The sequence below is a fragment of the Acidimicrobiales bacterium genome (genome assembly GCA_022452145.1).
Classification (GTDB): Bacteria; Actinomycetota; Acidimicrobiia; order Acidimicrobiales; family MedAcidi-G1; genus UBA9410.
Genome location: JAKURY010000006.1, coordinates 20,876 through 46,492, shown reverse-complemented (window position 1 = coordinate 46,492; position 25,617 = coordinate 20,876). Strand labels below are relative to the sequence as shown.

Here is a 25,617-nt window from a genome sequence, read left to right as displayed (position 1 = left end):
CATGGCCCGACCGACAAACCCCATCGGTTCGCGGCGGGAGGCCCGCGAGTCGGCGCTCGCCATCCTCTATGCGGCCGAGTCCCGGGGCGAGGGGCTGCTCGAGGTGCTGGCCACCCAACCGGTGCCCCCGGGCGGCTACGTCATCGAGATCGTGGAGGGCCTGGCCGGGGTGCTGGTCGAGGTGGACGACATCATCGGCCGGTTCGCCGAGGGATGGCGGACCGACCGCATGCCGGCCGTGGATCGGGCACTGCTCCGCATGGCGGTGTATGAGCTTGGGTACCGGCCCGACGTTCCCACGTCGGCCGTCCTCGCAGAGGTGGTGGAGCTGGCCGGCGACTACTCGACAGAGCGGTCGGCAAGGTTCGTGAACGGGGTGGTCTCGGGGATAGCCGACGAGCTCCGCCCATCGGAGGCCGATCCGGCGTGAGGCAACTGCCGCTGCCCGAGCCACTGCTGGCCGGGAGGCGGTGCCTGCTCCGATCCTGGGAACCGGGCGACGCACTGGCGCTGGCTGCCGCCTGGTCCGACCCGGAGGTCCGACGGTGGCTACCGGTACCGGAGGACGTCGATCCGGCGGCCGCAGCGGCGTGGATCGCCGGCGAGGCTGGTCGGCGGCAGGCCGGCCTGGCCCTCGACCTGGTGGCCGTGGAGCCGGTCGTGGAGCCGGCCCCGGAGCCGACCGGTGACCCGGCCATCGGGCCGAAGGTGGGTGGCGAGGTGCTGGGCGAGGTCGGCCTCTCGGCCTTCGACCCTGAGCGGGGCGCTGCTCGGATCGGCTGGTGGACCGTGGCGGCGCAGCGTCGGCGGGGCATCGCCACCGAGATGGTGCGCATCCTGACGGCCTGGGCACTGGGGCCGCCACTGGGCCTGACCGTCCTGGTGGCCGAGATGGAGCCCGGCAACGTCGGCTCGCTGGCCGTCGCCATGGCCGCCGGCTACGAGGAACTGGATCGGTCCGCCGACGGCCGTCTTGTCATGGTCGCCCGGTCCGACCGTGGTCTGGCCCGTCCATGATCCGCGCCATTCGTGGTCCGGGCCGTCCATGGTCGGGGCCTTCGTGATCGGGGCCGGGCATGGACGGGACCGACGCGTGTAGGATGCGTCCTCGACCGTGAAGCGGGTCCCGTGAGGCCCGGACGGATCGAGGAGAACGAGGCCGATGGCCGAACGAGAACGACGTCAGACGCCCCCGTTCGGGGGCGTCTTCGTGTCCCACGCGCGGATCATGACCACCGACGACATGGGGCGGGCCGTCCGTCGCATGGCCCATGAGGTCATAGAGCGGAACCACGGCCTGGACGACCTCGTGGTGGTAGGCCTCCAGACAGGCGGGGTGCCGATCGCCGAGCGGCTGGCCGAGACCCTCGCCGACATCGAGGGCCTGCATCCGCTGGTCGGGACCCTGGACGTGGCGCTCCACCGGGACGACATCGGCCTCAGGCCGGTGGTCCCGGAGGCCGTCACCGACCTGACGGCCGACCTGGATGGACGGGTCGTCGTGCTGGTCGACGACGTGCTCTTCACCGGTCGGACCATCCGGGCTGCCCTGGACGCCCTCTGCGACTTTGGTCGGCCCCGCTCGATCCAGCTGGCGGTGATGATCGACCGCGGCCACCGGGAGCTGCCCATCCGCCCCGACTACGTGGGCAAGAACCTGCCGACCCGCCGCGACGAGGTCGTCGACGTGCACCTCGCCGGCGTGGACCTCGGGGTGATGCAGAAGTGAGCGCCGACGCCCGACACGACACCGGCCTCGGCCGGCACCTCCTGGGGATCGACGGCCTGGGCCGGTCCGACCTGGAGGAGATTCTGGACCTGACCGACGCGTTCGCCGAGATCGGTCGCCGCCCCATACCGAGGGTCCCTGCGCTCCGCGGCCGGACAGTGGCCACCCTGTTCTTCGAGAACTCCACCCGGACCCGCATGTCGTTCGAGACGGCGGCACGTCGCCTGTCGGCCGACACGGTCGCCTTCAGCTCCGGCACCTCCTCGCTCAGCAAGGGCGAGAGTATCCGGGACACCGTCGAGGTGGTCGCCTCGTACGGAGCCGACGTCCTGGTGGTCCGCCACGCCATGGCCGGAACCGCCCACCGGGTGGCCGAATGGACCGACCTCTCAGTGGTCAACGCCGGCGACGGCTGCCACGAGCATCCGACCCAGGCGCTCCTGGACTGCTACACGCTGCGTGAGCGCCGGGGGTCCCTGGACGGGATGCGGATCGCCATCGTCGGCGACGTCAGCCATTCGCGGGTGGCCCGGTCCGACGTGCTGGCCTTCACCACCCTTGGGGCCGAGGTGGTGCTGGTGGCCCCGGCAACCCTGCTGCCACCGGCCATCGAGGGGTGGCCGGTCACCGTGGCCCACGAGCTGGATCCGCTGCTCGGCGACCTGGATGCCATCTACCTGCTCCGGCTTCAGCGTGAGCGCATCACCGAGGGCCTGATCCCGTCGCTGCGCGAATACGCGGCCGACTTCTGCCTGACCGCCGGGCGGGTCGCCCGGATGCGCAGCGACGCCCTGGTCCTCCACCCCGGACCCACCAACAGGGGGGTAGAGATCTCCGCCGAGGCCGCGGCGGACCATCGGTCGGTGATCCTGGACCAGGTGGTCAACGGCGTGTCGGTGCGCATGGCCGTCCTCTTCCTCCTACTCGGTTCGGGCCGTCAGCTGGGAGCGGTGGAAGCCGGTGACGCTGTGGAGGTCGACCGGTGAGCGTGGTCCTCCGGGGCGGACGGATCATCGACCGCGATGGTGAGCGCGTCCTGGACGTGGAGTTGGGAGACGACGGTCTCATCGCCGCGTTGGGGACCGGCCTCAGCGGCGACTTGGACCTCGACGCCACCGGCTGCGTGGTCTCGCCGGGCTTCGTGGACCTCCACGCCCACCTCCGGGAACCCGGCCAGGAGGAAGCCGAGACGATCCTGACCGGTGCCCTAGGCGGTTCCCTGGGTGGCTATACGGCCCTGGTCACCATGCCGAACACCGATCCGACCACCGACTGCGTCGCCGTGGTGGAACAGGTCCGGGCCCTGGGCCGGCGCTCCACCTGCGAGATGGTCCCGTCGGCGGCGATGACCTTGGGCCGCCACGGGGTCGACATGGCGCCCATGGGCGAGCTGGTCGATGCCGGGGTGGGGATCTTCACCGACGACGGAACCGGACTCCAGGATCCGCGGCTGATGCGCCGGGTCATGGAGTACTCGACGGGCCTCGGCGGCCGGCTGGGCCGACCGGTCGTCCTCGCCCAGCACTGCGAGGTCTCGGCCCTGTCCGAGGGTGGCTACATGCACGAGGGGGAGTGGTCGTCGCGCCTCGGGATTCCCGGCCAGCCGGCCGAGGCCGAGGAGCTGATGGTCATGCGGGACATCGCGCTGGTCCGCCTGACCGGTGCCCACCTGCACTTCCAGCACCTCTCCACGGCGAGTTCAGTGGCCATGGTCAGGGGGGCCAAGGCGGCAGGCCTGCCGGTCACGGCCGAGGCCACCACCCACCACTTCACCCTCACCGATGCGGCGTGCGCCTCCTACGACCCGGTGTTCAAGGTCCATCCGCCGTTGCGGACCGATGCCGACGTCCGGGCGGTCCGGGAGGGGTTGGCGGACGGCACGATCGACGCCATCGCCACCGACCACGCACCTCACGCCGCCCACTCCAAGGAACTGCCCTTCGACCAGGCACCCCCGGGGATGCTCGGCCTGGAGACGGCGTTTTCCCTGGCGCTGGGGGAGTCGGGCCTGGACCTCCCCGAGGTGCTGGCCCTGCTGTCATGGAAGCCGGCGGCCATCGCCGGTGTGGCGGACAGGCATGGTGCGCCGGTGGTTCCGGGTGTTCCCGCCAACCTGTGCGTGGTCGATCCCGACGAGACCTGGACCGTCTCCGGTGCGGCGATGGCCAGCCTGAGCTCCAACACCCCGTACGAGGGACGGTCCCTCCGGGGCCGGGTCCGCCACACCATCCGGGCCGGCGTGCCGGTCGTGGTTGATGGCGAGGCCCGTCGGTGACCCGTCAGCGCATCGTCGAGGCCGCCCTGGTCCTGGTAGACGGCGAGGTTTTCGAGGGAGAGGCCATCGGTGCGGAGCCCGACGGCGGGGTGGCCACCGGCGAGGTGGTGTTCAACACCGTCCTCTCCGGCTACCAGGAGGTCATAACCGACCCGTCCTACGCGGGCCAGATCATCACCTTCACCGCGTCCCACATCGGGAACTACGGGGTCAACCACGACGACCACGAGAGCCGGAGGCCCTTCTGCCGCGGCATCGTGGTGCGCGACCTGGCCCGTCGCCGGAGCAACTGGCGGTCGTCGGACGACCTCAACGGGCTGTTGAGGGCCCACGGCGTGCCGGGCATCGCCGGGATCGACACACGGCGTCTCACCCGTCACCTGCGCGACGCGGGTGCGATGCCCGGAGCCTTCGGAACGGCCGACGTGGCCACCCTGGCCGCCGCTGCGGCCGTCGAGCCCGGTACGGACGGGATCGACCTGGTGGCCACGGTGACGTGTGAGGCCCCGTTGGTCGTCGGGTCCACGGGTGGAGGCCGCCGGATCGTCGCCTACGACTTCGGCATCAAGGCGACCATCCTGAAGCACCTCTCCGGCCTCGGCGAGGTGACCGTGGTACCCGCCTCGACACCGGCCACCGAGGTGCTGGAAATGGCTCCCGACGGCGTGTTCCTGTCCAACGGTCCCGGTGATCCAGGGCCGCTGGCCGCCATCCGCGGGAACATCACGGCCCTCCTCGGAGAGGTACCGATCTTCGGCATATGCCTGGGCCACCAGCTGCTGGCCGGGGCGCTGGGCGCCGAGACGTTCAAGCTGCCGTTCGGACACCACGGCGGCAATCACCCGGTCCGCAACCTGGCCACCGGGAAGGTGGAGATAACCAGCCAGAACCACAACTACTGCGTGGCCGAGGGTTCGATCCCGTCTGCCGTCATCACCCACGTCAACCTCAACGACCAGACCGTCGAGGGCATCCGCTGCAGCGACGTTCCGGCGTTCAGCGTGCAGTACCACCCGGAGGCCGGCCCGGGTCCCCACGACAGCCGGTACCTGTTCGCCGAGTTCGAGGACATGATGGAGAGCGTCGGCGGTCCGGCGGGAGGGCGGGGCTGATGCCGCGCCGCGACGACATCGCCAGCATCCTGCTCATCGGCTCGGGCCCCATCGTGATCGGCCAGGCATGCGAGTTCGACTACTCGGGTACCCAGGCCTGTCGTGTCCTACGGGACGACGGCTACCGGGTGGTCCTGGTCAACTCGAACCCGGCGACCATCATGACCGACCCGGATTTCGCCGACGCCACCTACGTGGAGCCCCTCCGCCTGGACGTCCTGGAGGCCGTGATCGCCAGGGAGAGGCCCGACGCGCTGCTTCCCACCCTGGGAGGCCAGACGGCCCTGAATCTGGCCATGGAGCTGGTCGAGGCGGGGGTGCTCGAGGAGTATGGGGTGGAGCTGATCGGCGCCGACGCCGAGGCCATAGCCACGGCCGAGGACCGCGGACGGTTCAAGGAGGCCATGCAGCAGATCGGCCTGAGCGTGCCGCTCTCCGGCATCGCCCACACGATGGACGAGGCCCGCCGGGTGATCGACGGGATCGGCCTACCGGTGGTGATCCGCCCCGCCTACATCCTGGGTGGTAGGGGCACCGGGATGGCGGCGACCACCGCCGGGTTCGAGACGGTGGCGGCGGCCGGCCTGGAGGCCAGCCCGATCTCGGAGATCCTGATCGAGAAGTCGATCGCCGGCTGGAAGGAGTACGAGCTGGAGGTCATGCGGGACGTTGCCGACAACTGCGTGGTCATCTGCTCCATCGAGAACCTGGACCCGATGGGCGTACACACCGGCGACTCGATAACCGTGGCTCCCGCCCAGACGCTGTCCGACGTGGAGTACCAGGAGATGCGGGACGCCGCCTTCGCCTGCCTCCGCCGGGTCGGGGTCGAGACCGGCGGTTCCAACGTGCAGTTCGCCGTGCACCCGGAGACCGGCGAGCAGGTCATCATCGAGATGAACCCCCGGGTGAGCCGGTCGTCGGCCCTGGCATCGAAGGCCACGGGTTTCCCGATCGCCAAGATTGCCGCCAAGCTGGCCGTCGGCTACACGCTGGACGAGATCCCCAACGACATAACGGAGAAGACCCCGGCGGCGTTCGAGCCGACCATCGACTACGTGGTGACCAAGGTCCCCCGCTGGGCCTTCGAGAAGTTCCCGGGCACATCGGGCGTGCTGGGCACCTCGATGCAGTCCGTGGGCGAGGTCATGGCGATCGGCCGGACCTTCCCCGAGTCGTTGCAGAAGGGTATGCGCTCGCTGGAGAACGGGCGGCTGGGCCTAAACGGCGACCCTGCCGAGGCGGTGCTGGACGAGATGGGTGACGACGCCCTGCTGGCTGCCGCCGCGGTCCCCACCCCGGGCCGGGTCACCCAGTTGGAGGCGCTGCTCCGGCGGGGCGTACCGCTGGAGGTTGTGCACGAGGCCACGAAGGTGGACCCGTGGTTCCTGGACCAGATCCTGTCCATCAGCGAGGAGCGCCTGCACCTTGAGGACCTGGGGTTGGACGCCATGGGCCGCGGCGACTGGCGACGGGCCAAGCGCCTGGGGTTCGCCGACGCCCAGCTGGCCTACATCTGGGGTCGGGAGGCCGACGAGGTGAGGGTTGCCCGGGAGGCGGCCGGGGTGCGTCCCACCTACAAGACGGTCGACACCTGCGGGGCCGAGTTCGCCGCCGAGACGCCCTACCACTACTCGGCCTGGGAGGACGAGGATGAGGTCCGGCCGTCCGACCGGCCCAAGGTGATGATCCTCGGCTCGGGCCCCAACCGGATCGGACAGGGCATCGAGTTCGACTACTGCTGTGTGCACGCCAGCTTCGCCCTCCGGGACGCCGGGTTCGAGACGATCATGGTGAACTGCAACCCGGAGACCGTGTCGACCGACTACGACACCAGCGACCGCCTGTACTTCGAGCCGTTGACAGCCGAGGACGTGGCCAACGTCATCGACGCCGAGCAGCCGGTCGGCGTCATCGTGTCGCTCGGCGGCCAGACGCCGCTGAAGCTGGCGTCGACGCTGCCCCCTGACCTGATCGCCGGGACCAGCCCGCATTCGATCGACCTGGCCGAGGACCGCGAGCAGTGGAACGCCCTGTGCGCTGAGATGCGCATTTTGCAGCCGCCGGGCGGTACCGCCGTCGACACGGCCGGGGCGCTGGCCATCGCCGGCGACATCGGCTACCCGGTGCTGGTCCGCCCGTCCTACGTGCTGGGTGGCAGGGGGATGGAGATCGTCTACGACGACGCCCAGATGATGCGGGCCATGGCGGAGTTGAGTGGCTTCGGCAGCCTCGGCATCGAGGGCGGCCTGTCGGCCGAGCGGCCGGTGCTTGTCGACAGGTTCCTGGAGGACGCCACGGAGGTCGACGTCGACGCCATCCGGGACCACACCGGCGAGGTCGTCATCGGTGCGGTCATGGAGCACGTCGAGGAGGCCGGGGTTCACAGCGGCGACAGCGCCTGCGTCATCCCGCCGCCACACCTGTCGGCGGCGGTGGTGGGCCGCATCGAGGACCACACCCGGACCATCGCGGCGGCCCTCGACGTCAGGGGGCCCATCAACGTCCAGTACGCGGTCAAGGGCGACGAGGTCTACGTGATCGAGGCCAACCCGCGCGCCTCGCGGACGGTGCCGTTCGTGGCCAAGGCCACCGGCGTCCCGCTGGCCAAGGTGGCCAGCCGGGTGATGATGGGCGCCACGTTGGCCGAGTTACGCGCCGAGGGGCTGCTGCGGGAACGGGTTGCCGGCGACCATGTGGCGGTCAAGGAGGCGGTGCTGCCGTTCGACAGGTTCCCGGAGGCCGACCCGGTGCTCGGTCCCGAGATGCGGTCCACCGGCGAGGTCATGGGGATCGACATGACCACGGGCCTGGCCTTCACGAAGTCGCAGATCTCGGCGGGTGGCGCCCTGCCGGACTCGGGAACGGTGTTCATGTCCCTGGCCGACCGGGACAAGGCGGTCGGCCTCGAAGCCGCCCGGGGCCTGGTGGACCTGGGGCTGGAGATAGTGGCCACCAGCGGCACGGCGGATCACCTGGTCGCCAACGGCGTGCCGGTCTCGACTGTGGTGGCGAAGTTGGGCGAGGACGGAACCGACGCCGTGGAGCTGATCCGGTCGGGAGCCGTGCAGATGGTGGTGAACAGCCCCAGGGGTCGGGGGCCGCGGGCCGACGGCGAGCACATCCGTGCCGCGGCCGGAGCTGGGGGAATACCGCTTCTCACCACGGCCAACGCAGCCCTGGCCGCGGCCCGCGGGCTGGCCGACTGGCGCCGCTTCCCACTTGCCGTGCGGACCCTGCAGGAGTACCACGAGGGTGTGGTGGCCGTTCCGGAGGGAGCGCTCCCGTGAGGTTCCGGCACCCAGGAGGGAGCGGTCGCCCGGCCGTCGACCTGACAACGCGTATCGGTTCGCTGGTCCTCCCCAACCCCGTCCTGACCGCCTCGGGCACAGCGGGCCACGGCCACGAGCTGGCCGACCACCTGGACCCGGCATCGCTGGGCGCCGTGGTGGTCAAGTCCCTCCACGTCCAGGCGTGGGACGGCAACCCGGCACCCCGTGTGCACGCCACGCCGGCCGGAATGCTCAACAGCGTCGGGCTCCAGGGGCCTGGCGTCGAGGCCTGGTTGGAACACGACCTACCTGGGCTGGTGGCTACGGGGGCCAGGGTGGTGGTCAGCATCTGGGGCCGCAGGGTCGACGAGTTCGCCCGGGCCGCCGAGTTGCTGGCCGATGCCCCGGCCGAGGTGGTGGCAGTGGAGGTCAACGCATCGTGCCCCAACCTGGAGGACCGGAGGGCGCTGTTCGCCCACTCCGGTACGGCCACAGCCGAGGTGGTGGCCGCTGCCGCGGCTGCCCGGCGACCCTGTTGGGCGAAGCTCAGCCCGAACACGCCTGAACTCCCCGACATCGCGGCCGCCGCCGCCGGTGCGGGCGCCGAAGCGGTGACCGTCGCCAACACTGTGCTGGGCATGGTGATCGACACGGAGTCACGGCGACCCCTCCTGGGAGCCGGGCGGGGCGGCCTGAGTGGGCCAGCGATCCGGCCGGTGGCCGTGAGGGCCGTCTTCGACACCCGGGAGGCCCTCCCGGATCTACCCATCATCGGCGTCGGGGGGGTGGCCAGCGCAGTCGATGCCGTGCAGTTCCTGCTGGCCGGCGCATCAGCCGTCCAGGTGGGGACCGCCACGTTCGCCGATCCGCGGGCTCCGGCCCGGATCCTGCGCGACCTGGGCCGCTGGTGCGACAGCCACGGGGTGTCACGGCTGGAGGAGCTGATCGGAGCGGCGCATGGCTGACGCCACGCAGGTGCCGGACGAGATGGTGGGAGGGGCCCGTGGCTGACCACGAGGTGCCCGAGGAGGTCCGGCGCCGGCTGTGCCTGGTGCTGGACGTGGACGACCTGGTGGCAGCCCGCCGGACGGCCGATCTCTTGGCCCCCTGGTTCGGCACGGTGAAGGTCGGCCTGGAGCTGTTCTCGGCGGCCGGCCCCGAGGCGGTCACCTCGTTCGCCGAGGCCGGATTCGACGTGTTCTGCGACCTGAAGTTGCACGACATCCCCAACACGGTTGGCAGTGCCGCCCGGGTGCTGGGGGCGTTGGGCGCCCGCTGGGTGACCGTGCACGCCTCGGGAGGCGGGCCGATGCTGCGGGCGGCCGTCGAGGGGTTGGCCGTCGGAGCGGTCGCAGCCGGGGTGGCGACACCCGGTGCACTGGGGGTCACCGTCCTGACCAGCGACGAGGTGGCCGGCGGCGACGTCCTGGGTGCCCGCTGCGAGCTGGCGGCGGCCAGCGGGTGCGAGGGGATCGTGTGTGCCGCCCCCGACCTCGCCGCCACCGACCCGTGGTCCGACCGACTGGTACGGGTGGTTCCGGGGATCCGGATGCCCGGGGAGGCCACCCACGACCAGGCCCGGGTGGCCTCGCCCCGTGACGCCCTGGCCGCCGGGGCCGACCTCCTGGTGGTGGGTCGGGCCGTCACCGCGGCCGACGACCCGACGGCGGCCGCTTCGGCCATCGTCGACAACCTGATGGTGTGAGCTTTCTGCCGGAGGGTCCCGCACCTGGTGGCATGGGCATCCATTCGGAGAGTCCCACCCGACGTCTCGACCCCTACTAGGGTCCGGCGCATGGCAGGACTACCTCAACTCACAGATGAACAGCGACGGGCCGCCCTTGTAAAGGCGGCCGAGGCCCGACGGGTTCGGGCCGAGATGAAGAACCTCCTCAAGATGGGATCGATATCGATGTCCGAGCTCCTGGCCCGGTCCGACGACGAGGTGATCCTGGCCAAGATGAAGGTGCTGGCCGTCCTGGAGTCCCTGCCCAAGTTGGGCAAGGTGAAGGCGCGTCGGACCATGGAAGAGGTCGGCATCAGCGAGAGCCGTCGCCTGCGCGGCCTCGGAACCCAGCAGCGGGCCGAGTTGGTCGCCCGGTTCGGCTGACCCCGACCACCCGACGGGGGTTGGGCCGGTGGGGGAGGATCCCCGACACCGGGTTCCTCTGGTCGTGGTTCTCTCGGGCCCGGGGGGTGCCGGCAAGGGCACGATCGCCCGGGCCCTCGTCGAACGGGACGACGACCTGGCCCTGAGCCGTTCCTGGACGAGCCGCTTGCGACGCGTCGACGAGGAGCCGGACGCCTACCTGTTCGTGGACCGGGCCTCCTTCGAGGCCCGCAGGGAGGAGGGCGGGTTCCTGGAGTGGAACGAGTTCCTGGGCTGCCTGTACGGCACCCCGACGCCGGATCCCGACGACCGGCGCGACCTCCTGCTGGAGATCGACGTGGCTGGTGGGAGACAGGTCCTGGAGAAGTTGCCCGGGGCGTTGTGCCTGTTCGTGGACGCTCCTGACGATGCCGAGCTCCTGCGTCGCCTGCTGGGTCGCGGGGACGACGCCGCACGCGCCGAGGACCGGGTCGCCGAGGCGGTCCGGGAACGGCGGGAGGCTGCAGGGTTGGGCTACGGGCGGGTGGTGAACGACGACCTGGAGGCTGCCGTGACGGTGATAGCGGGCCTCATCGACGATTACCGGTCAGCCTCCGGCTGATCGGCCGGAGCGGCCAGGCCGCCCTCCAGGGGGCCGGGTCGCTCGAGGGTTAGGGGTGTGCCGCTGGTACCGTGGTGGCCCGCGTCGGCCCGTTCGCAGACAACCCCGAAGGGGCCTCCGGGCGGAAGTCCAGGTCACCTGAACCGGTACCCAGAGGAACGAAGAGGATCCAAGTGCCACGTCACGACAGCATGGTCAACCCGGCGATAGAGGGCCTCCTCGAGACCGCCGATTCCAAGTTCCGCCTGGTGACGGTGAGTGCCAAGCGTGCACGCCAGATCAACTCCTACTTCGGCCAGTTGGGCGAGGGCCTGGGGGCATCCATCCCGCCGCAGGTGACCTCCACGTCCCGCAAGCCGCTTTCCATCGCCTTCGAGGAGTTGGCCGCAGGCAAGATCGAGGCGATCGAGCCGCCGGAGGAGGTCGAGGACATCGACACGATGCTCGATGCCACAGACGCAGAGTTGGCCGGCCAGGACGGCGACGACCTGCCCTCGGGTGAGGTCGAGGGCGAAGAGGGCGCCTGAGCCCTGGCCCTCCGGGGCAACCACCATGGGATCACTCGCCGGACGCCGAATCGTCCTTGGGGTTACCGGTGGCATCGCCGCCTACAAGGCGGTCGAGGTCTGCCGCAGGTTGGTCGACGCCGGTGCACACGTCGCTCCGGTCCTCACGAAGGGTGCCCTGCACTTCATCGGTCGGGCCACCTTTGACGCCCTGGCCTCTGAGCCCGTCCAGACCTCGCTGTGGGACGAACCCCATCCGATCCCGCACACCCGGCTGGGCCAGGGAGCCGACCTGGTCATCGTGTGTCCGGCCACCGCACGCCTGCTGGCCGACTACCGGATGGGACGCTCGGGAGACCTCCTCACCGCCACCCTGCTGGCCACCCGGGCGCCGGTCATCGTGTGTCCGGCCATGCACACCGAGATGTGGGAGCAGCCGGCGGTTCAGGACAACGTCGAGGTCCTGGCCGGACGTGGCGTGACCATGGTCGGTCCTGGGGACGGGCGTCTGGCCGGCGGCGATGTCGGAGCGGGCCGAATGGCCGATCCGACCGACGTGGTGGAGGCCGCTGAACGCATCCTGGGCGCCACCCGGGGAACCGATGGTGGTGACCTGGCCGGCATGACCGTGCTGGTCACGGCGGGTGGGACCCGCGAGCCGATCTGCCCGGTGCGCTTCATCGGCAACCGGTCCTCGGGCAAGCAGGGGCACGCCCTGGCCGTCGAGGCGGCCTCCAGGGGGGCCACGGTGCGCTGCGTCACCACCCGGCCGGACAGGGCGCCGAAAGCACCCGGCATCGAGGTCACGGCGGTGGATACCGCAGCGGAGATGGCCGACGCTGTCGTCGCCAGGGCCGCTGACGCCGACATCGTCCTCATGGCCGCAGCGGTGGCCGACTTCCGTCCCGTCGATGTGGCGACCGAGAAGATCAAGAAGGACGGCGGGCCGCCGGAGATACTGCTTGAGCCGACCGCCGACATACTGGCCGAGCTGGGGAGAACCAGGACACGCGGGCAGGTCCTGGTGGGGTTCGCCGCGGAGACCTGCGATCTGCGCCAGAATGCCGCGGCGAAGTTGACCGCCAAGGGCATAGACCTCATCGTGGCCAACGACGTGTCAACTCCCGAGGCGGGGTTTGACCACGACACGAACGCCGTGGTGATCCTGGATGCCGAGGGCGGCGCACTGGACGTGCCGCTGGCCGACAAGCGGGAGGTGGCACGGTTGGTGCTCGACGCCGCACTGACAGTCCACGGAACGAACCGGTTCCCGAACGGAGACAGCACGTGAGCAGGAACTGGACCTTCACCTCGGAGTCGGTCTCCGAGGGCCATCCCGACAAGATGGCCGATCAGATCTCGGACGCCGTCCTGGACGCCATGCTCGACAACGACCCCGAGAGTCGGGTGGCCTGCGAGACGATGATCACCACGGGACTCGTCGTGGTGGCCGGCGAGGTCACCACCGACGGCTACGTGGACATCCCCCAGACCGTGCGCGACACGATCTGCGAGATCGGCTACGACCGCGAGGACTTCGGCTTCGACGGCCACACCTGCGGCGTCATGGTCGCCCTGGACTCCCAGTCCAGCGACATCGCCCGCGGCATCGACGACTCCGAAGAGGTGAGGTCAGGGCTCTCGGGCGGGGACGACCAGCTGGATCGCCAGGGTGCCGGCGACCAGGGGATGATGGTCGGCTATGCCTGCGACGAGACCGACGTGCTCATGCCGCTGCCCATCCACGTGGCGCACCGCATGGCCGAACGCCATGCCGAGGTCCGCAAGGCCGGGACCATCCCGTACCTGCGTCCGGACGCCAAGACCCAGGTCACCTTCGACTACGAGGGAAACCGGCCGGTCCGACTGCGCAAGGTGCTCGTCTCGACCCAGCACAACGACGGGATCGACCGGGACTCGATGATCCGCCCGGACCTCATCGAGCAGGTCATCCGGCCGGTCATACCGGCGGCTTTCGCCGACGACGACTACGAGGTCCACGTCAACCCGACCGGCCGGTTCGTGATCGGTGGCCCGGTCGGAGACACCGGGCTGACGGGTCGCAAGATCATCGTGGACGCCTACGGCGGGATGGCCCGCCACGGTGGCGGCGCCTTCTCCGGCAAGGACCCGTCCAAGGTCGATCGCTCGGCCGCCTACGCCACCCGTTGGGTGGCGAAACACCTGGTGGAGGCCGGTGCCGCCACCAGGTGCGAGGTCCAGGTGGCCTACGCCATCGGCATGGCCCATCCCGTCTCGGTCCTCGTCGACACGTTCGGCACCGAGGCGGTGGACCCGGAGAAGATCTCGGCCTGCGTGCAGGATGTCTTCGACTTGCGTCCGGCGGCCATCATCCGGGACCTGCGGCTGAAGCGGCCCATCTATCGGGAAACGGCCGCCTACGGGCACTTCGGAAGACCCGGGTTCCCCTGGGAGTCGACCGACCGGGTCGACGACGTGCGGTCCGCCCTCGGCCTGGGCTGAACCGGCGCCCGGAGTGACCGGCGGGGCTGCCGACCAGGGTCGCCTCGACCTCGACGACGTCGGCCTGTCGACGGCTACTCCCGACGACGCTGCTGCCGATGTCGCCACCGGTGGGGACGCTGCTGCCGATGTCGCCACCGGCGACGAAGCTACGGCCGAGGACGGGACCGACGCTCCCGGTCGGGTGGTCCGGGTCGTGCCCGACGTGGCGGCCGTGGCCCGGGACTTCGACTACCTGGTCCCCACCTCCTGGGAGGATGACGGGCGTGCCGGACGCCTGGGGGTGGGGAGCAGGGTCCGGGTCGTGCTGGGTGGCCGGAGGGTCGGGGGATGGGTCGTGGAGGACCACGTGGTCCCACCGGAGGGCGTGGACCTGCGACCGCTGGCCCGCCTGAGCGGGCTGGGTCCGTCGCCGGAGCTGATCGACCTGAGCCGGTGGGCCGCCCGACGCTGGGTGGGCCCGGTGGTGGGCTTCCTGGCCACCGGGTCGCCACCGACCGTGGTGGAGGTCCTTCCGGCACCTCCGGCGCCTACCGTCGTGCCCGACGCCGATGCCCGATGGATGGACGGTGCGCTGGAGCCGACCCCCGACGGCGCCCCGACGGTGGTCCGCCTGCCACCGGCGACGGATCCCGTCCCGCTGGTGATGGCCGCCGCCCGCCGAGGCGACGCTCTGGTCCTCGTTCCCACCTCGGCTGGCGCCGCTCGGCTGGCCGTGCGGCTCCGTCGGGCCGGTATACCGGTGTCCACGATGCCGAGGGACTGGGCGCAGGCGGCCGCCGGCGGCATCGTGGTGGGTTCGCGGGCCGCCGCGCTGGCGCCGGTCCGGGACCTGCGGGCCGTGGTGGTTCTGGACGAACACGACGAGGCCTACCAGGAGGAGCGGACGCCGACGTGGAACGCCAGGGACCTCGCCGTCGAGCGGGCCCGACGGGCCGCGGTCCCATGCGTCCTCGCCTCGGCCAGCCCGACTCTGGAGGCCCTCGGCTCTGGGCGCCTGCTTGCCCCGTCCAGGGTCGAGGAACGGGCCGGCTGGCCGGTGGTCGACCTCGTCGACCGCCGCATGGAGGATCCGGTCCGCTCGGGGCTCTTCTCCCCGACGCTGGTGCCGATGCTCCGTGGCGAGGCCGGCGACCCGGTGGTCTGCGTCCTAAACCGGAAGGGGCGGTCACGCCTGCTGGCCTGTGACGGGTGCGGTGAGCTGGCGCGTTGCGAAGAGCACCGGGTGCCGATGGTCCAGGACGTGGACGACCGCCTGCGCTGTCCTATGGGCGACGATCATGGTCGGCCCGTGGTCTGTGATTCCTGCGGCGCGACCCGGTTCCGGAACCTGCGTGCGGGCGTGGCGAGGGTCCGCGAGGAGTTGGAGGCCCTGGCCGGCCGACCGGTTGTGGAGGTGACGGCCGAGACCGATGCCGCCCTGCTGGACGGAGCGGGAGCGTCGGTGTTCGTTGGTACAGAGGCCGTCCTGCACCGGATCCAGAGGCGCGTGGCCCGGGTGGTGTTCCTCGAGTTCGACCAAGAACTCCTGGCGCCGAGGATGCGGGCCGCTGAAGAGGCCATGGCCCTCCTGATCCGTGCCGCCCGGCTGCTGGGGCACCGGTCGGACGGTGGGCGCCTCGTGGTGCAGACCCGACAGCCGGGCCACGAGGTGCTCCAGGCTGTGCTGCACGCGGACCCGGCCGCCCTGGTCGCCGCCGAGCGCGACCGCCGGTCGGTGCTGGGCCTGCCGCCCTTCGCGGCCCTGGCACGGATCTCCGGCGCGGCCGCCCCGGAGTTCATGGCCCACCTCGCACAGGCGGACGGCATGGACGTCATGGGTCCGAGGGACGGTGCCTGGCTGGTCAGGGCCCCCGACCACGACCGGCTGTCCGACGCACTCCTCGCCGTGGAGCGTCCCCCGGGTCGCCTCCGCCTCGAGGTGGATCCACTGCGGGCCTGAGCCCGACCCTCACCAGCCCCGGCGGTTCAGCTCGTAGAGGGCTATCCCGGCAGCGGTGGCGACGTTGAGGCTGCCGACCCTGCCGAGCTGCGGGATGAAGGCCACGGCGTCGCAGGCGGCGAGTGTGGTGGCCGACAGTCCCCGCTCCTCGTGCCCGAGTGCCAGGCAGGCCTTCTCCGGTAGCCGGATCTCGTGGATCGGCACGGCCTCGTCGGCCAGCTCCACGCCGACCAGCCCGTAGCCGGCGGCCCGGATCCCGTCGATCGCGTCGGACACGTCCTCACAGATCGTCCAGGTCAGGTAGCGGCCCGTGCCCAGCGCCGTCTTTGCGGTCTTGGAATGCGTGGGAGGGGCCGTAGCCCCGGCAAGCCAGAGGTGGGCCACCCTGTAGGCGGCCGCCGTGCGGAGGATCGCGCCGACGTTGTAGGGGGTCTGCACGCTGTCCAGCAGGAGTGCCACCTCAGGTTCGCGGCGGCGTCGCCAGTCACGGTGGAGGCGCTTCAGCCCGGTGCCGTCCAGGTTCTTCACGTGGCGCCGTCCGCCGCTGCGCCGGTCGGTGGCTCGGCCCGGGCGGCCACGTCCAGCAGCCGGAAGCCCTTGCGGGAGCCACGCCGTTCGGTGGCCCATCCCCGGTCGTCCAACCAGCGGGCCAACGAGTCGGCTCCCAGGTGCCGCTGGACCACGAGGTGGGCCGTGCCGTCGGGGGTCAGGAGGTCCAGCCACCGGGTCAGCAGGTCGTGCAGCGCCGGCTTGCCGATGCGGATCGGGGGGTTGGACCAGATGGCAGCCAGGCGGACGTCGACCGGTACGTCGTCGGGTGCCGCCACCTCTACGTTGGCCAGCCCGGCGGCAGCGGCGTTGGCCCGGCAGAGGTCGCGGGCCCGCTCGTTGACGTCGACGGCCCACACCCGGGCCTCGGGGCGACGGGAGGCCAACGTGCAGGCGATCGGGCCGTAACCGCAGCCGAGGTCGAGCAGGTCCACCGGTCCGGTCGGGAGGTCCGGCCCCTCCAGCAGCAGGTACCGGGTGCCCCGGTCCACCCGGTCGGCAGAGAAGACGCCGCGGTCGGTGGTCAGACGGAGGTCGACATCGGGCAGCAGGAGGTCCACCTCGGACGGCCGGGAGGCCACGCCGGGACTGTCGGTCCAGTACTGGCCGTCACTCACCCGACGAGCCGGGGTCTGGCAATCGGGCCTCCATGGCTCCGACGGTAGCCTTGCGGTGTGGCGCCCCACCAGATCCGAGTGATCGGCGATCCGGTCCTGCGCAGGCCGGCGACCGACGTGACCGACGTGGACGCCGCGTTCGTGCGACTCACCGACGACATGTTCACCACCATGTACGAGGCGCTGGGGATCGGCCTGGCCGCGCCGCAGGTGGGGGTCCAGAAGCGCTTCTTCGTCTACGACCACGGCGACGGGGCCGGCGTGATCCTGAACCCGCGGATCATGGAGTCCGACGGCGAATGGGCTTACGAGGAGGGGTGCCTGTCGGTGCCCGGCCTGTTCTGGGAGATCGTCCGGCCGAAGCGGATCCACCTCGTGGGCCGGGACCTCGACGGCAACGAGGTCTCGATCGAGGCCGACGAGGTCGAGGCCCGCCTCTTTCAGCACGAGATCGACCACCTGGACGGGATCCTCCTCATCGACCACCTCGATGACGACCGGCGTCGCGAGGCCAGGCGGACCCTGCGGGAGATGACCATGTCCCGCCTGGCAACCTCCCCGGCGGGCGGGCCGTCGGACGGGGGCCTGCGATTGCCCTGATCGCGCCGCCTCCGGCGCATCCCGGGCGGCTGGTGTACCTGGGGAACCCCGAGGTGGCCGTACCGCCGTTGACCGCGTTGCACGATGCGGGCCACGAGGTGGTGCTGGTCGTGACGTCGCCCGAGCGGCGTCGTGGGCGGCGTTCGGCTCCAACCCCCACCCCGGTGGGCGCCCTGGCCGCAGACCTGGGCCTCCCCGTGGCCCACGACCTGGATGCGGTGGCCGGCTGCGGTGCCGACCTTGGCGTGGTGGTCGCCTTCGGCCGGATCATAGGTGTGGAGGTACTGAGGCAGGTACCGATGGTGAACCTGCACTTCTCCCTGTTGCCCCGGTGGCGGGGGGCCGCTCCGGTGGAACGGGCCCTGCTGGCCGGCGACCAGATGACCGGTGTCTGCCTGATGACCGTGGCCGAGGGCCTTGACACCGGTGGGGTCCACGCCCGCGTGGAGGTGCCCATCGACCCGGATGACACAGCCGACGGGCTGAGGGCACGCCTGGCCGTACTCGGGGCCCGACTGCTGGTGGATGCCCTGGACGGCGGCCTGTCCGAACCGGAGCCCCAGGAGGGCGTGGTGACCCATGCCCACAAGCTGCACAGGGACGACCGGAGGCTGGACTGGGGTCGTCCCGCGGCAGACCTGGAGCGCCTGGTGCGGGTGGGTGGAGCCTGGACGACATTCCGGGACGGTGACCTGAAGGTCTGGCGGGCCGAGGTCGTTGACGTGGCGGTGCCCGGTCTGCCGGGGGCACTGGTCGGCGACCTGGTGGCCACCGGTGGGGGTTCCCTGCGCCTGGTCGAGGTGCAGCCGGCGAGCCGCTCCCGGATGGACGCGGCGGCCTGGCTGGGCGGTGCCCGGCCAGCGGCCGGTGAACGGCTGGGCAGGTGAGCGCCGCCCGGCCTGGCGCCGACGAAGGGTTGTGCGTGTGAGCACAGAGGACCCCAGGCGGCTGGCGCTGCAGGTGCTGGGGCGGATCGAGCGGGACGGTGCGTACGCCAACCTGGCGTTGCGGGCCGCCTTGGACCGCTCGGAGCTGGACCGCCGCGACCGGGCGTTCGTGACCGAACTCGTCTACGGCACGACCCGGATGCGTCGGGCCTGCGACCACCTGTTGGACCGCTTCCTGCACGACGACGTCCAGGCCGAGGTGCGCACCGTGCTGAGGCTGGGTGCCTACCAGTTGCACTGGGCCGGCGTCCCAGCCCATGCCGCCGTCTCGGCGACGGTCGCCGTGGCGCCCCGACGGGTCCGTGGCCTCTGCAACGCCGTCCTACGACGGGTTGCCGGGTACGAGCCCACATGGCCCGGACCGGGCGTCGAGTTGAGCGTGCCGGACTGGCTGGTGGACCGCCTGGTGGCCGACCTCGGTCGCGATGAGGCGCTGGAGGCGCTGGCCGCCATGAACCGACCGGCGCCGGCTGTGGTCCGCGACGACGGTTACCACCAGGACCGTGCCTCCCAGATGGTGGCCGCCCTGGTCGTCGAGGACCTCGACCCGGGCGCCGGGCGGGTACTGGACCTGTGCGCGGCCCCCGGGGGCAAGGCCACGGCCATGGCTGCCGCCGGTGCGTCGGTGGTCGCCGCCGACCTGCGCCCGACCCGACTGAACCTCGTACGCGACAACGCTCTTCGCCTCGGGCACGACATGGCGCTCGTTGCCGCCGACGGGCGGATTCCGCCCTTCCGTCCGGGTTCGTTCGATCGGGTCCTGGTGGATGCCCCGTGCACCGGCCTGGGGGTGCTCCGCCGCCGGGCCGATGCCCGTTGGCGGTCCAGCGAGGCGGACGTCGCCGAGTTGGCCGACCTCCAGGTGGCGCTGCTCGGCGCCGTGGTCGACCTGGTCCGCCCCGGCGGCCAACTGGTCTACAGCGTGTGCACCCTGACGGCGGCCGAGACGACCGGCGTGGACCGGCGGTTCCGGGAGCACACCGGTCTGTGCTCCGGTGCCGCGGTCGGCGGACCCTGGCGGCCCCACGGCGACGACGGAGCCGGTGGCCTGTTGCTGCCTCAGGACCTGGACAGCGAGGGCATGGCCGTCTTCCGCTACCGGATCGACTGAGACCCGGGCCAGGCGTTCGACCCGACGGTCAGTTCAGGAGGCGCTCGCCCAAGTGTGCCAGGACCCGGTCCAGGGCATCGAGCGTGGGGTGGCCCGGCTCGTCCACCAGCTCCTCCGTGAGAACCGAGTGGGCCCGCTTCGAGATCCTGTGGGCGTTGCCCGGCGACGAGTCGAGCTCCACGCCGATGAAGCCGTCCCCCAGCTCCTCGCCGAGGCGCTCGAAGCGCTCGGCGGGGGCCATCGAGTCCTCGCTGAACCGGAGGCCCAGGACGCACACCCCGTCGGCCACCCGCTCCTTCACCACGTCCAGGTCCCGGTCCGAGATGCCCACAGACCGTCGATGGCGGGCGGTCAGGGGAAGGGGCAGGCTCGGTTGGCTCAGCACGGGGGCCAGCATCCGGTCGTCGAGCATCATGCCGAGGGCGAAGCCTCCGGTGAAGCACATGCCGACCGCGCCGATGCCCGGTCCTCCGCACCTGCCGTGCTCGAACGCGCCCAGCGCCCGCAGCCAGTCGGTGACAGGCGAGGTCCTACGACGCATCAGGGCGGTGAACTCCCTGGAGACGCACCCTCCAGCCAGCGACCGCATCAGGTAGCCGGGTGTGGGGCGCCTGCCCGGTGTGCCGAACAGCGAGGGCAGCACGGCGGTGCATCCGATGGCTGCCACGTGACGGCCGAAGTCGGCGACCCGGGGCGTGATCCCCGGCATCTCCGCCATCACGATGACAGCCGGTCCGGACCCGGTCCGGAGCACGGTACGGCTGGTGCCGCCGTGCTCGAACGCGCCGATCTCGTAGCCGGCCAGTGCATCCACGCCCATCGGGCGACCCTAACCCTGCCCGGGCTGCCGGGATCGCTCCGGTACCCTCGCCCCATGGCCGGACACGGGCACGACGACCTCCACCTCGGTGACGTGGCTCCCCTGGACGTGAAGGTGCTGACCGTGTCCGATGGAGTAGTCCACGGGGTCCGTGAGGACCGGTCGGGAGCGGCGCTGGTCGACCGCTGTGAGGCCGAGGGCTGGACCGTGGTCGACACGGCTGTGACCGCAGATGGCACCGAGGCGGTGGCCGAGGCCATCCGGGCGCTGGCCGTCGGATTCCACGGCCTGGTGGTCACGACCGGAGGGACGGGCTTCGGTCCCCGTGACCAGACGCCGGAGGGCACCCTGGCCGTGCTGGACCGCCAGGCCCCCGGGCTGGCCGAGGCCATGCGCCTGGCCAACCCACTGGGCCGCCTGTCGCGCGGGGTGGCCGGCACCTGCGGAACCGCTCTGGTGCTGAACACACCGGGGTCCTCGAAGGGATGCGTGGAGTGCCTCGAGGCCGTCGTCGACGTCGTGCCGCACGCGGTCCGCCTGCTGGTCGACAACGCCGATCCGCATCCCTCGGGTGAGGGGTCGGGCACCGGTGGCTGAACCGACCGTCTTCGACGACGAAGGCGGTATGCGGGCGGCCCTGGACGCAGCGGGTGCCTCTCACCGCCGTACCTCCCCGAACCCGCGGGTGGGGGCAGTCGTGGTACTGGACGGACGGATCGTGGGCACCGGGTTCACCCATCCGCCGGGTGGGTCACATGCCGAGCGCGTGGCCCTCGAGGCGGCCGGACCGGCCGCGGCCGGCGCCACCCTGTACACGACGCTCGAGCCGTGCGACCACCACGGCCGGACCGCGCCGTGCACCGACGCCGTAATCGGGGCCGGGGTGGCCCGGGTGGTCGTCGGCGTCGGGGATCCGGATCCCGAGGTCTCCGGTAGGGGACTGGACCGGCTCCGGGAGGCGGGCCTCGCTGTGGATGTCGGCGTGCTCGCCGACGAGGTCGCCACCCAGTTGGCGCCGTACCTCCACCACCGTCGGACCGGCCGCCCCTACGTCGTGCTGAAGTTGGCCGCCACCCTGGACGGGCGGATCGCCGCACCGGACGGGACGAGTCGCTGGATCACCGGCGCTGAGGCGCGCCACGACGTACATCGGCTACGGGCCGCCAGCGACGCGGTATGCGTGGGTGCGGGGACCGTCAGGGCCGATGATCCACGGTTGGACGTCCGGGACATGGTCGACGAGGCGGCCGCCCCGCCCCGCCGTGTGGTGCTCGGGGCGATTCCCGCCGGTGCCCGGGTCCTGCCCGCCGAGGAGTACCACGGTGACCTCGACGGCCTCCTGGAGGCCCTGGGCTCGGACGGCGTGCTCCAATTGCTGGTGGAGGGCGGAGCAGACGTCGCGGGCCGGTTCCACCGCGCCGGGCTGGTCGACCGCTACGTGGTCTACCTGGCGCCGGCACTGCTGGGTGGCGACGACGGCCGTCCGCTCCTGGCCGGGCCGGGCGTCCCGACCATGGCCGACCTGCGAAGGGGACGGTTCGTGGCCGTGGAGGCCCTTGGCGACGACCTCCGTCTGGACCTGGTGCTCGACGACGGCTGACCGGGCGCCGCGTCGGCAGGAGGTCCGTGGCCTGTCTCCGGCCTCCCGCCGTCGTAAGCCCGTGGCCGGGCCCCGGTCTCCCGCAGGCCGGAATCCCACGGCCGGGCCAGGGTGTCCGGCGGGTAGGTTCGGTCCGTGCTGAAGCTGGTCCTGCCCAAGGGTTCGCTGGAGAAGTCGACGCTCGAGCTTTTCGAGGGCGCCGACCTGGCGGTGAGCCGTGGCTCGTCGGTCGACTACCGGGCGTCCATCGACGACCCGCGCATCGACGACGTCCGGATCCTCCGGCCCCAGGAGATCCCCTTCTACGTGGCCGATGGCCTGTTCGACATCGGGATCACCGGTCGCGACTGGATCGAGGAGACGGGCAGCGACGTGGTCTCCCTCGGCGAGCTCCACTACTCGAAGGCTACGGCCCGCCCTGTGCGCATCGTGGTCGCCGTCGCCGGTGATTCTCCGGTGGAGTCGGTGGCCGACCTGCCGTCGGGCGTCCGGGTGTCCAGCGAATACCCGGAGCTCACCCGCCGGTTCTTCGCGGAGCGGGGGGTGGAGGCCGACATAAGGCTCTCCTACGGCGCCACAGAGGCCAAGATTCCCGACATCGTCGACGTGGTGGTGGACATCACGGAGACAGGTAGGGCCCTACGGGCGGCTGGGCTGAAGGTGATCGACACCATCCTGACAAGCTTCACCGAGCTGGTTGCCAACGCCGACTCGTATGCCGACCCCGAGAAGCGCCACGCCATGGAGCAGCTGCACCGGCTCTTGCAGGGCACGCTGGAGGCCCGGGGCAAGGTGCTGGTCAAGATGAACGTGCCCACGGAGCACCTGGACGAGGTGATCGGCCTCATCCCGTCCATGAAGTCGCCCACGGTGAACGAGCTGTTCCGGGGGGCGGGTTTCGCCGTGGAGACTGTGGTGGCGAAGTCGGAGATCAACGTGCTGATACCCGCCCTGCGTGACGTCGGGGCGACCGACATCCTCGAACTCCCGCTGTCCAAGATCGTCCACTGACGCAGCACCGGGCCGGACCCGGCGTTCAGTCCCCTTCTGCGTCCCCGCCTGTCGCATCGGGTACAGCGGCTTCCGGTTCAGTCGGGTCCTGTGCGGCTGGCTCTGGTTCAGCCGGGTCCTGCACGTCAGCCTCGTGTCCGGCCTGTTCCGTCGCCATGTCGGCCTCGCGGGCGGCCTTCTCGACGGCCACGTAGGCGAGGCGGATCTGGTGGAGGGCGTCTCGCATGGTGGCCTCGGTTTCACCCAGCCGCCCGGGCAACTTGTCGACGACGGCCCCCAGGGCGTCGATGGCCACCGAGGCCTCGGCCAGGTTCGGAGGCTGCTGCGAGAGGTGGATGCTCCCCAGCTCGTAGAGGCCCATCAGGTGGTTGGCGACCACCACCGCTGCGGGCACCGAGGCCAGCTGTTCGCGTACCGCGGCCATCTCCCTGGCCATGGACTCGACCTGCTCACGTTCCTCGGGGCTCAGATCCTCGAGCCTCGGTTCGTCCTTCGGCGCCGCATTCTCGTCGGGGCGATCGACCGGGTGTTCTCCACCGGGGGTCCAGAGGCTGCTCATAGCGGGTTCCTTGGCTGGGCGGGAGCTCCCGTGGGGAGCGTCGGATCCTGGTCGGGACGGTACCCAGGGAGGGGCAGGTGCCGGACCGTCGTGGGACCGCTAGCCTACGGTGCACAACTGAAGGGAAAGCGGGGTCCTCCCCACCCGGCACGCGTCCAGCGGGTCAGGGTCTTCTTCTCGTCGGATCGGCGACGTCCACGGCACCCAGTGCCGTCAGGGCGGCGTGGATCATCCTCGGCGGGTGTCGGCTTTCCGGCGCCTGCCGTTTCTCCGTTTTCGGGGCCTGTCGTCCTTCCGGGGACTTGTCCTCGTTTCGGGGGGCGGGCGGCGCTTCCCATCGACCATTCACGAGGAGAGCACCGCGTGACGCACAGGAGTGACGACCGATAGCAGCACCCAGCAATCAGGAACCACGGATCAACGACCGCATCCGTGCCCAGCGTGTCCGCCTGGTCTCGCCGGACGGTGAGCAGCTCGGAATCCAGCCCCTGCCGGATGCCCTGACCATCGCCGGAGACATGGGCTTCGACCTGGTGGAGGTGGCCGACAAGGCCGATCCGCCGGTCTGCCGGATCATGGACTACGGGAAGTTCAAGTACGAACAGTCCCAGCGGGCCAAGGAATCACGGAAGAAGGCGACCCACGTCCTGGTCAAGGAGATGAAGTACCGGCCGAAGATCGGCCCCGGCGACTTCGAAACCAAGACCCGCAAGGTCGAGGCGTTCCTGGGCGACGGCAGCAAGGTCAAGGTCACGATCATGTTCCGGGGACGGGAGATGCAGCACCCGGAGTTGGGGCGCCGGATCCTCGACAGGGTTGCCGAGGCTGTCGACCACGTGGGCCGTGTGGAGGTCTTCCCGAAGCAGGACGGCCGCAACATGGTCATGGTGCTCGTACCCGGCCAGGGCACCCGCAGGCAGCGGGAGGCCGCCGCCGAGCGACGGGAGGCCGTGGTTCAGGCCGCAGCGCCGGTCGCCGAGACAGCCGAGGTTCCTGCCGCCGACCCGGCACAGGCCGAGGCACAGGCAGCGACATCCGCCGAGACATCGACCGAGACATCCGCCGAGACACAGGCCGAGACACCGACCGAGACACGGGAGTAGACGATATGCCCAAGATGAAGACCCACCGTGGTGCCGCCAAGCGCATCAAGGTGACCGGAACCGGTCGGCTCAAGCGCCGGAACGCCTACATCAGCCACATGCTCGAGAAGAAGTCCCCGAAGCGGAAGCGTCGCCTGGCCCGCCAGAGCGATGTGGATCCGGCCAACGCACCGACCGTACGCCGGCAGTTGGGGATCTGAACCCGCGGCCACCGTCCGGTGGCCACCCACGGGGACCCCGTCCCCGACCGAACCGACCTTCCACCCGTCGTACGACGACGACAGAACCGACAAGGAGAGCGTGATGGCCAGGGTCAAGCGAGCCGTCCACAACAAGAAGAAGCACAAGGCCATCCTGGAGCAGGCCCAGGGGTACTACGGCGACAGGAGCCGGACCTTCAAGTCCGCCAACGAGGCGGTCATGCACGCGGGCAACTACGCGTTCGGTGACCGCCGGGCCCGCAAGGGCCAGTTCCGTCGCCTCTGGATCCAGCGCATCAACGCCGCCTGCCGTCAGCACGGCACCAGCTACAGCGTCTTCATCGCCGGCCTGAAGACCGCCGGCGTCGAGGTGGACCGAAAGGTCCTAGCCGACCTGGCGGTCGCTGAGCCGGAGGCGTTCGCAGCCCTCGTTCAGTTGGCGACGTCCGCCGAAGCAGCCTGATACACG

At 71.0% G+C, this 25,617-nt stretch carries 28 protein-coding genes; 24 read left to right on the top strand and 4 right to left on the bottom strand.

The features are described 5' to 3' along the window. Position 1 precedes the first annotated feature (1 nt). The 15 genes from nusB (at position 2) to MK177_03375 (ending at position 16,031) form a co-directional block, all read left to right on the top strand. A complete protein-coding gene (gene nusB, locus MK177_03445) occupies positions 2-430 on the top strand; it encodes a transcription antitermination factor NusB (protein MCH2426372.1) in 429 nt (142 codons plus the stop codon). Further along, complete coding sequence (locus MK177_03440; GenBank protein ID MCH2426371.1) at positions 427-1,017, top strand: GNAT family N-acetyltransferase; 591 nt, start codon at positions 427-429, stop codon at positions 1,015-1,017. The genes nusB and MK177_03440 overlap by 4 nt, the downstream gene beginning before the upstream one ends. Before the next feature lie 145 nt (positions 1,018-1,162). Beyond that, a complete protein-coding gene (gene pyrR / locus MK177_03435) occupies positions 1,163-1,729 on the top strand; it encodes a bifunctional pyr operon transcriptional regulator/uracil phosphoribosyltransferase PyrR (GenBank protein ID MCH2426370.1) in 567 nt (188 codons plus the stop codon). Further along, a complete protein-coding gene (locus tag MK177_03430; GenBank protein ID MCH2426369.1) occupies positions 1,726-2,715 on the top strand; it encodes an aspartate carbamoyltransferase catalytic subunit in 990 nt (329 codons plus the stop codon). Before pyrR ends, MK177_03430 begins: the two co-directional genes overlap by 4 nt. Further along, entirely contained in the window at positions 2,712-4,004 is a 1,293-nt protein-coding gene (locus tag MK177_03425; GenBank protein MCH2426368.1) for a dihydroorotase, read from the top strand. The genes MK177_03430 and MK177_03425 overlap by 4 nt, the downstream gene beginning before the upstream one ends. Beyond that, complete coding sequence (carA, locus tag MK177_03420; GenBank protein ID MCH2426367.1) at positions 4,001-5,116, top strand: glutamine-hydrolyzing carbamoyl-phosphate synthase small subunit; 1,116 nt, start codon at positions 4,001-4,003, stop codon at positions 5,114-5,116. The genes MK177_03425 and carA overlap by 4 nt, the downstream gene beginning before the upstream one ends. Next, positions 5,116-8,406 (top strand): carbamoyl-phosphate synthase large subunit, encoded by a 3,291-nt coding sequence (gene carB, locus MK177_03415; GenBank protein MCH2426366.1) that lies wholly within the window; start codon positions 5,116-5,118, stop codon positions 8,404-8,406. The genes carA and carB overlap by 1 nt, the downstream gene beginning before the upstream one ends. Continuing rightward, a complete protein-coding gene (locus MK177_03410) occupies positions 8,403-9,353 on the top strand; it encodes a dihydroorotate dehydrogenase (protein ID MCH2426365.1) in 951 nt (316 codons plus the stop codon). The genes carB and MK177_03410 overlap by 4 nt, the downstream gene beginning before the upstream one ends. A gap of 38 nt (positions 9,354-9,391) precedes the next feature. Further along, on the top strand, positions 9,392-10,093 hold the full coding sequence (pyrF, locus tag MK177_03405; protein ID MCH2426364.1) for an orotidine-5'-phosphate decarboxylase: 702 nt from the start codon (positions 9,392-9,394) through the stop codon (positions 10,091-10,093). A 90-nt stretch (positions 10,094-10,183) separates the two neighbouring features. After that, positions 10,184-10,498, top strand: coding sequence for an integration host factor (locus MK177_03400; protein MCH2426363.1), 315 nt, complete (start codon positions 10,184-10,186; stop codon positions 10,496-10,498). Positions 10,499-10,526: 28 nt separating this feature from the next. Beyond that, positions 10,527-11,099, top strand: a complete 573-nt coding sequence (locus MK177_03395; GenBank protein ID MCH2426362.1) for a hypothetical protein — start codon at positions 10,527-10,529, stop codon at positions 11,097-11,099. Between the two features lie 173 nt (positions 11,100-11,272). After that, positions 11,273-11,626 carry a DNA-directed RNA polymerase subunit omega gene (gene rpoZ, locus MK177_03390; GenBank protein ID MCH2426361.1) on the top strand — a complete coding sequence of 118 codons (354 nt, stop codon included), beginning with the start codon at positions 11,273-11,275 and terminating at the stop codon, positions 11,624-11,626. Positions 11,627-11,651: 25 nt separating this feature from the next. After that, complete coding sequence (coaBC, locus tag MK177_03385; GenBank protein ID MCH2426360.1) at positions 11,652-12,896, top strand: bifunctional phosphopantothenoylcysteine decarboxylase/phosphopantothenate--cysteine ligase CoaBC; 1,245 nt, start codon at positions 11,652-11,654, stop codon at positions 12,894-12,896. Positions 12,897-12,949: 53 nt separating this feature from the next. Continuing rightward, positions 12,950-14,089 carry a methionine adenosyltransferase gene (gene metK / locus MK177_03380; protein MCH2426359.1) on the top strand — a complete coding sequence of 380 codons (1,140 nt, stop codon included), beginning with the start codon at positions 12,950-12,952 and terminating at the stop codon, positions 14,087-14,089. Between the two features lie 13 nt (positions 14,090-14,102). Next, the gene (locus tag MK177_03375) at positions 14,103-16,031 is read left to right on the top strand and encodes a hypothetical protein (protein MCH2426358.1); all 1,929 of its coding nucleotides are present in this window, start codon (positions 14,103-14,105) and stop codon (positions 16,029-16,031) included. 9 nt (positions 16,032-16,040) lie between these two features. On the opposite strand, the gene MK177_03370 is transcribed toward MK177_03375, so the two are convergent. Next, on the bottom strand, positions 16,041-16,559 hold the full coding sequence (locus MK177_03370; GenBank protein ID MCH2426357.1) for a hypothetical protein: 519 nt from the start codon (positions 16,557-16,559) through the stop codon (positions 16,041-16,043). After that, entirely contained in the window at positions 16,556-17,161 is a 606-nt protein-coding gene (locus MK177_03365; protein ID MCH2426356.1) for a class I SAM-dependent methyltransferase, read from the bottom strand. The genes MK177_03370 and MK177_03365 overlap by 4 nt, the downstream gene beginning before the upstream one ends. Positions 17,162-17,254: 93 nt before the next feature. Here MK177_03365 and def point away from each other — a divergent pair, with 93 nt between their 5' ends. From def to MK177_03350, 3 genes are read left to right on the top strand one after another with little or no spacing between them, the layout of a single operon-like run. Then, positions 17,255-17,797 (top strand): peptide deformylase, encoded by a 543-nt coding sequence (gene def, locus MK177_03360; protein ID MCH2426355.1) that lies wholly within the window; start codon positions 17,255-17,257, stop codon positions 17,795-17,797. A gap of 32 nt (positions 17,798-17,829) precedes the next feature. Continuing rightward, complete coding sequence (locus MK177_03355; protein ID MCH2426354.1) at positions 17,830-18,684, top strand: hypothetical protein; 855 nt, start codon at positions 17,830-17,832, stop codon at positions 18,682-18,684. A gap of 37 nt (positions 18,685-18,721) precedes the next feature. Next, complete coding sequence (locus MK177_03350; GenBank protein MCH2426353.1) at positions 18,722-19,855, top strand: methyltransferase domain-containing protein; 1,134 nt, start codon at positions 18,722-18,724, stop codon at positions 19,853-19,855. 28 nt (positions 19,856-19,883) lie between these two features. Here MK177_03350 and MK177_03345 read toward each other — a convergent pair whose 3' ends face one another. Continuing rightward, positions 19,884-20,675: a dienelactone hydrolase family protein gene (locus tag MK177_03345; GenBank protein ID MCH2426352.1), complete on the bottom strand. Its 792-nt coding sequence runs from the start codon at positions 20,673-20,675 to the stop codon at positions 19,884-19,886. 54 nt (positions 20,676-20,729) lie between these two features. On the opposite strand from MK177_03345, the gene MK177_03340 reads away from it, so the two are divergent. The 3 genes from MK177_03340 to hisG all read left to right on the top strand — a co-directional run bounded on the left by MK177_03340 (position 20,730) and on the right by hisG (position 23,286). Next, the gene (locus tag MK177_03340; protein ID MCH2426351.1) at positions 20,730-21,272 is read left to right on the top strand and encodes a MogA/MoaB family molybdenum cofactor biosynthesis protein; all 543 of its coding nucleotides are present in this window, start codon (positions 20,730-20,732) and stop codon (positions 21,270-21,272) included. Further along, positions 21,265-22,275 (top strand): bifunctional diaminohydroxyphosphoribosylaminopyrimidine deaminase/5-amino-6-(5-phosphoribosylamino)uracil reductase RibD, encoded by a 1,011-nt coding sequence (gene ribD / locus MK177_03335; protein ID MCH2426350.1) that lies wholly within the window; start codon positions 21,265-21,267, stop codon positions 22,273-22,275. Before MK177_03340 ends, ribD begins: the two co-directional genes overlap by 8 nt. 135 nt (positions 22,276-22,410) lie before the next feature. Further along, positions 22,411-23,286, top strand: coding sequence for an ATP phosphoribosyltransferase (gene hisG / locus MK177_03330; GenBank protein ID MCH2426349.1), 876 nt, complete (start codon positions 22,411-22,413; stop codon positions 23,284-23,286). 25 nt (positions 23,287-23,311) lie between these two features. Here hisG and MK177_03325 read toward each other — a convergent pair whose 3' ends face one another. After that, positions 23,312-23,845, bottom strand: coding sequence for a DUF1844 domain-containing protein (locus tag MK177_03325; GenBank protein ID MCH2426348.1), 534 nt, complete (start codon positions 23,843-23,845; stop codon positions 23,312-23,314). Between the two features lie 416 nt (positions 23,846-24,261). Between MK177_03325 and infC the strand changes: the two genes are divergently transcribed. From infC to rplT, 3 genes are all read left to right on the top strand, one after another. Next, the gene (gene infC / locus MK177_03320) at positions 24,262-24,948 is read left to right on the top strand and encodes a translation initiation factor IF-3 (GenBank protein MCH2426347.1); all 687 of its coding nucleotides are present in this window, start codon (positions 24,262-24,264) and stop codon (positions 24,946-24,948) included. A 5-nt stretch (positions 24,949-24,953) separates the two neighbouring features. Further along, positions 24,954-25,148: a 50S ribosomal protein L35 gene (gene rpmI / locus MK177_03315; GenBank protein MCH2426346.1), complete on the top strand. Its 195-nt coding sequence runs from the start codon at positions 24,954-24,956 to the stop codon at positions 25,146-25,148. Positions 25,149-25,251: 103 nt separating this feature from the next. Further along, positions 25,252-25,611, top strand: coding sequence for a 50S ribosomal protein L20 (gene rplT, locus MK177_03310; protein MCH2426345.1), 360 nt, complete (start codon positions 25,252-25,254; stop codon positions 25,609-25,611). Positions 25,612-25,617: the final 6 nt, after the last annotated feature.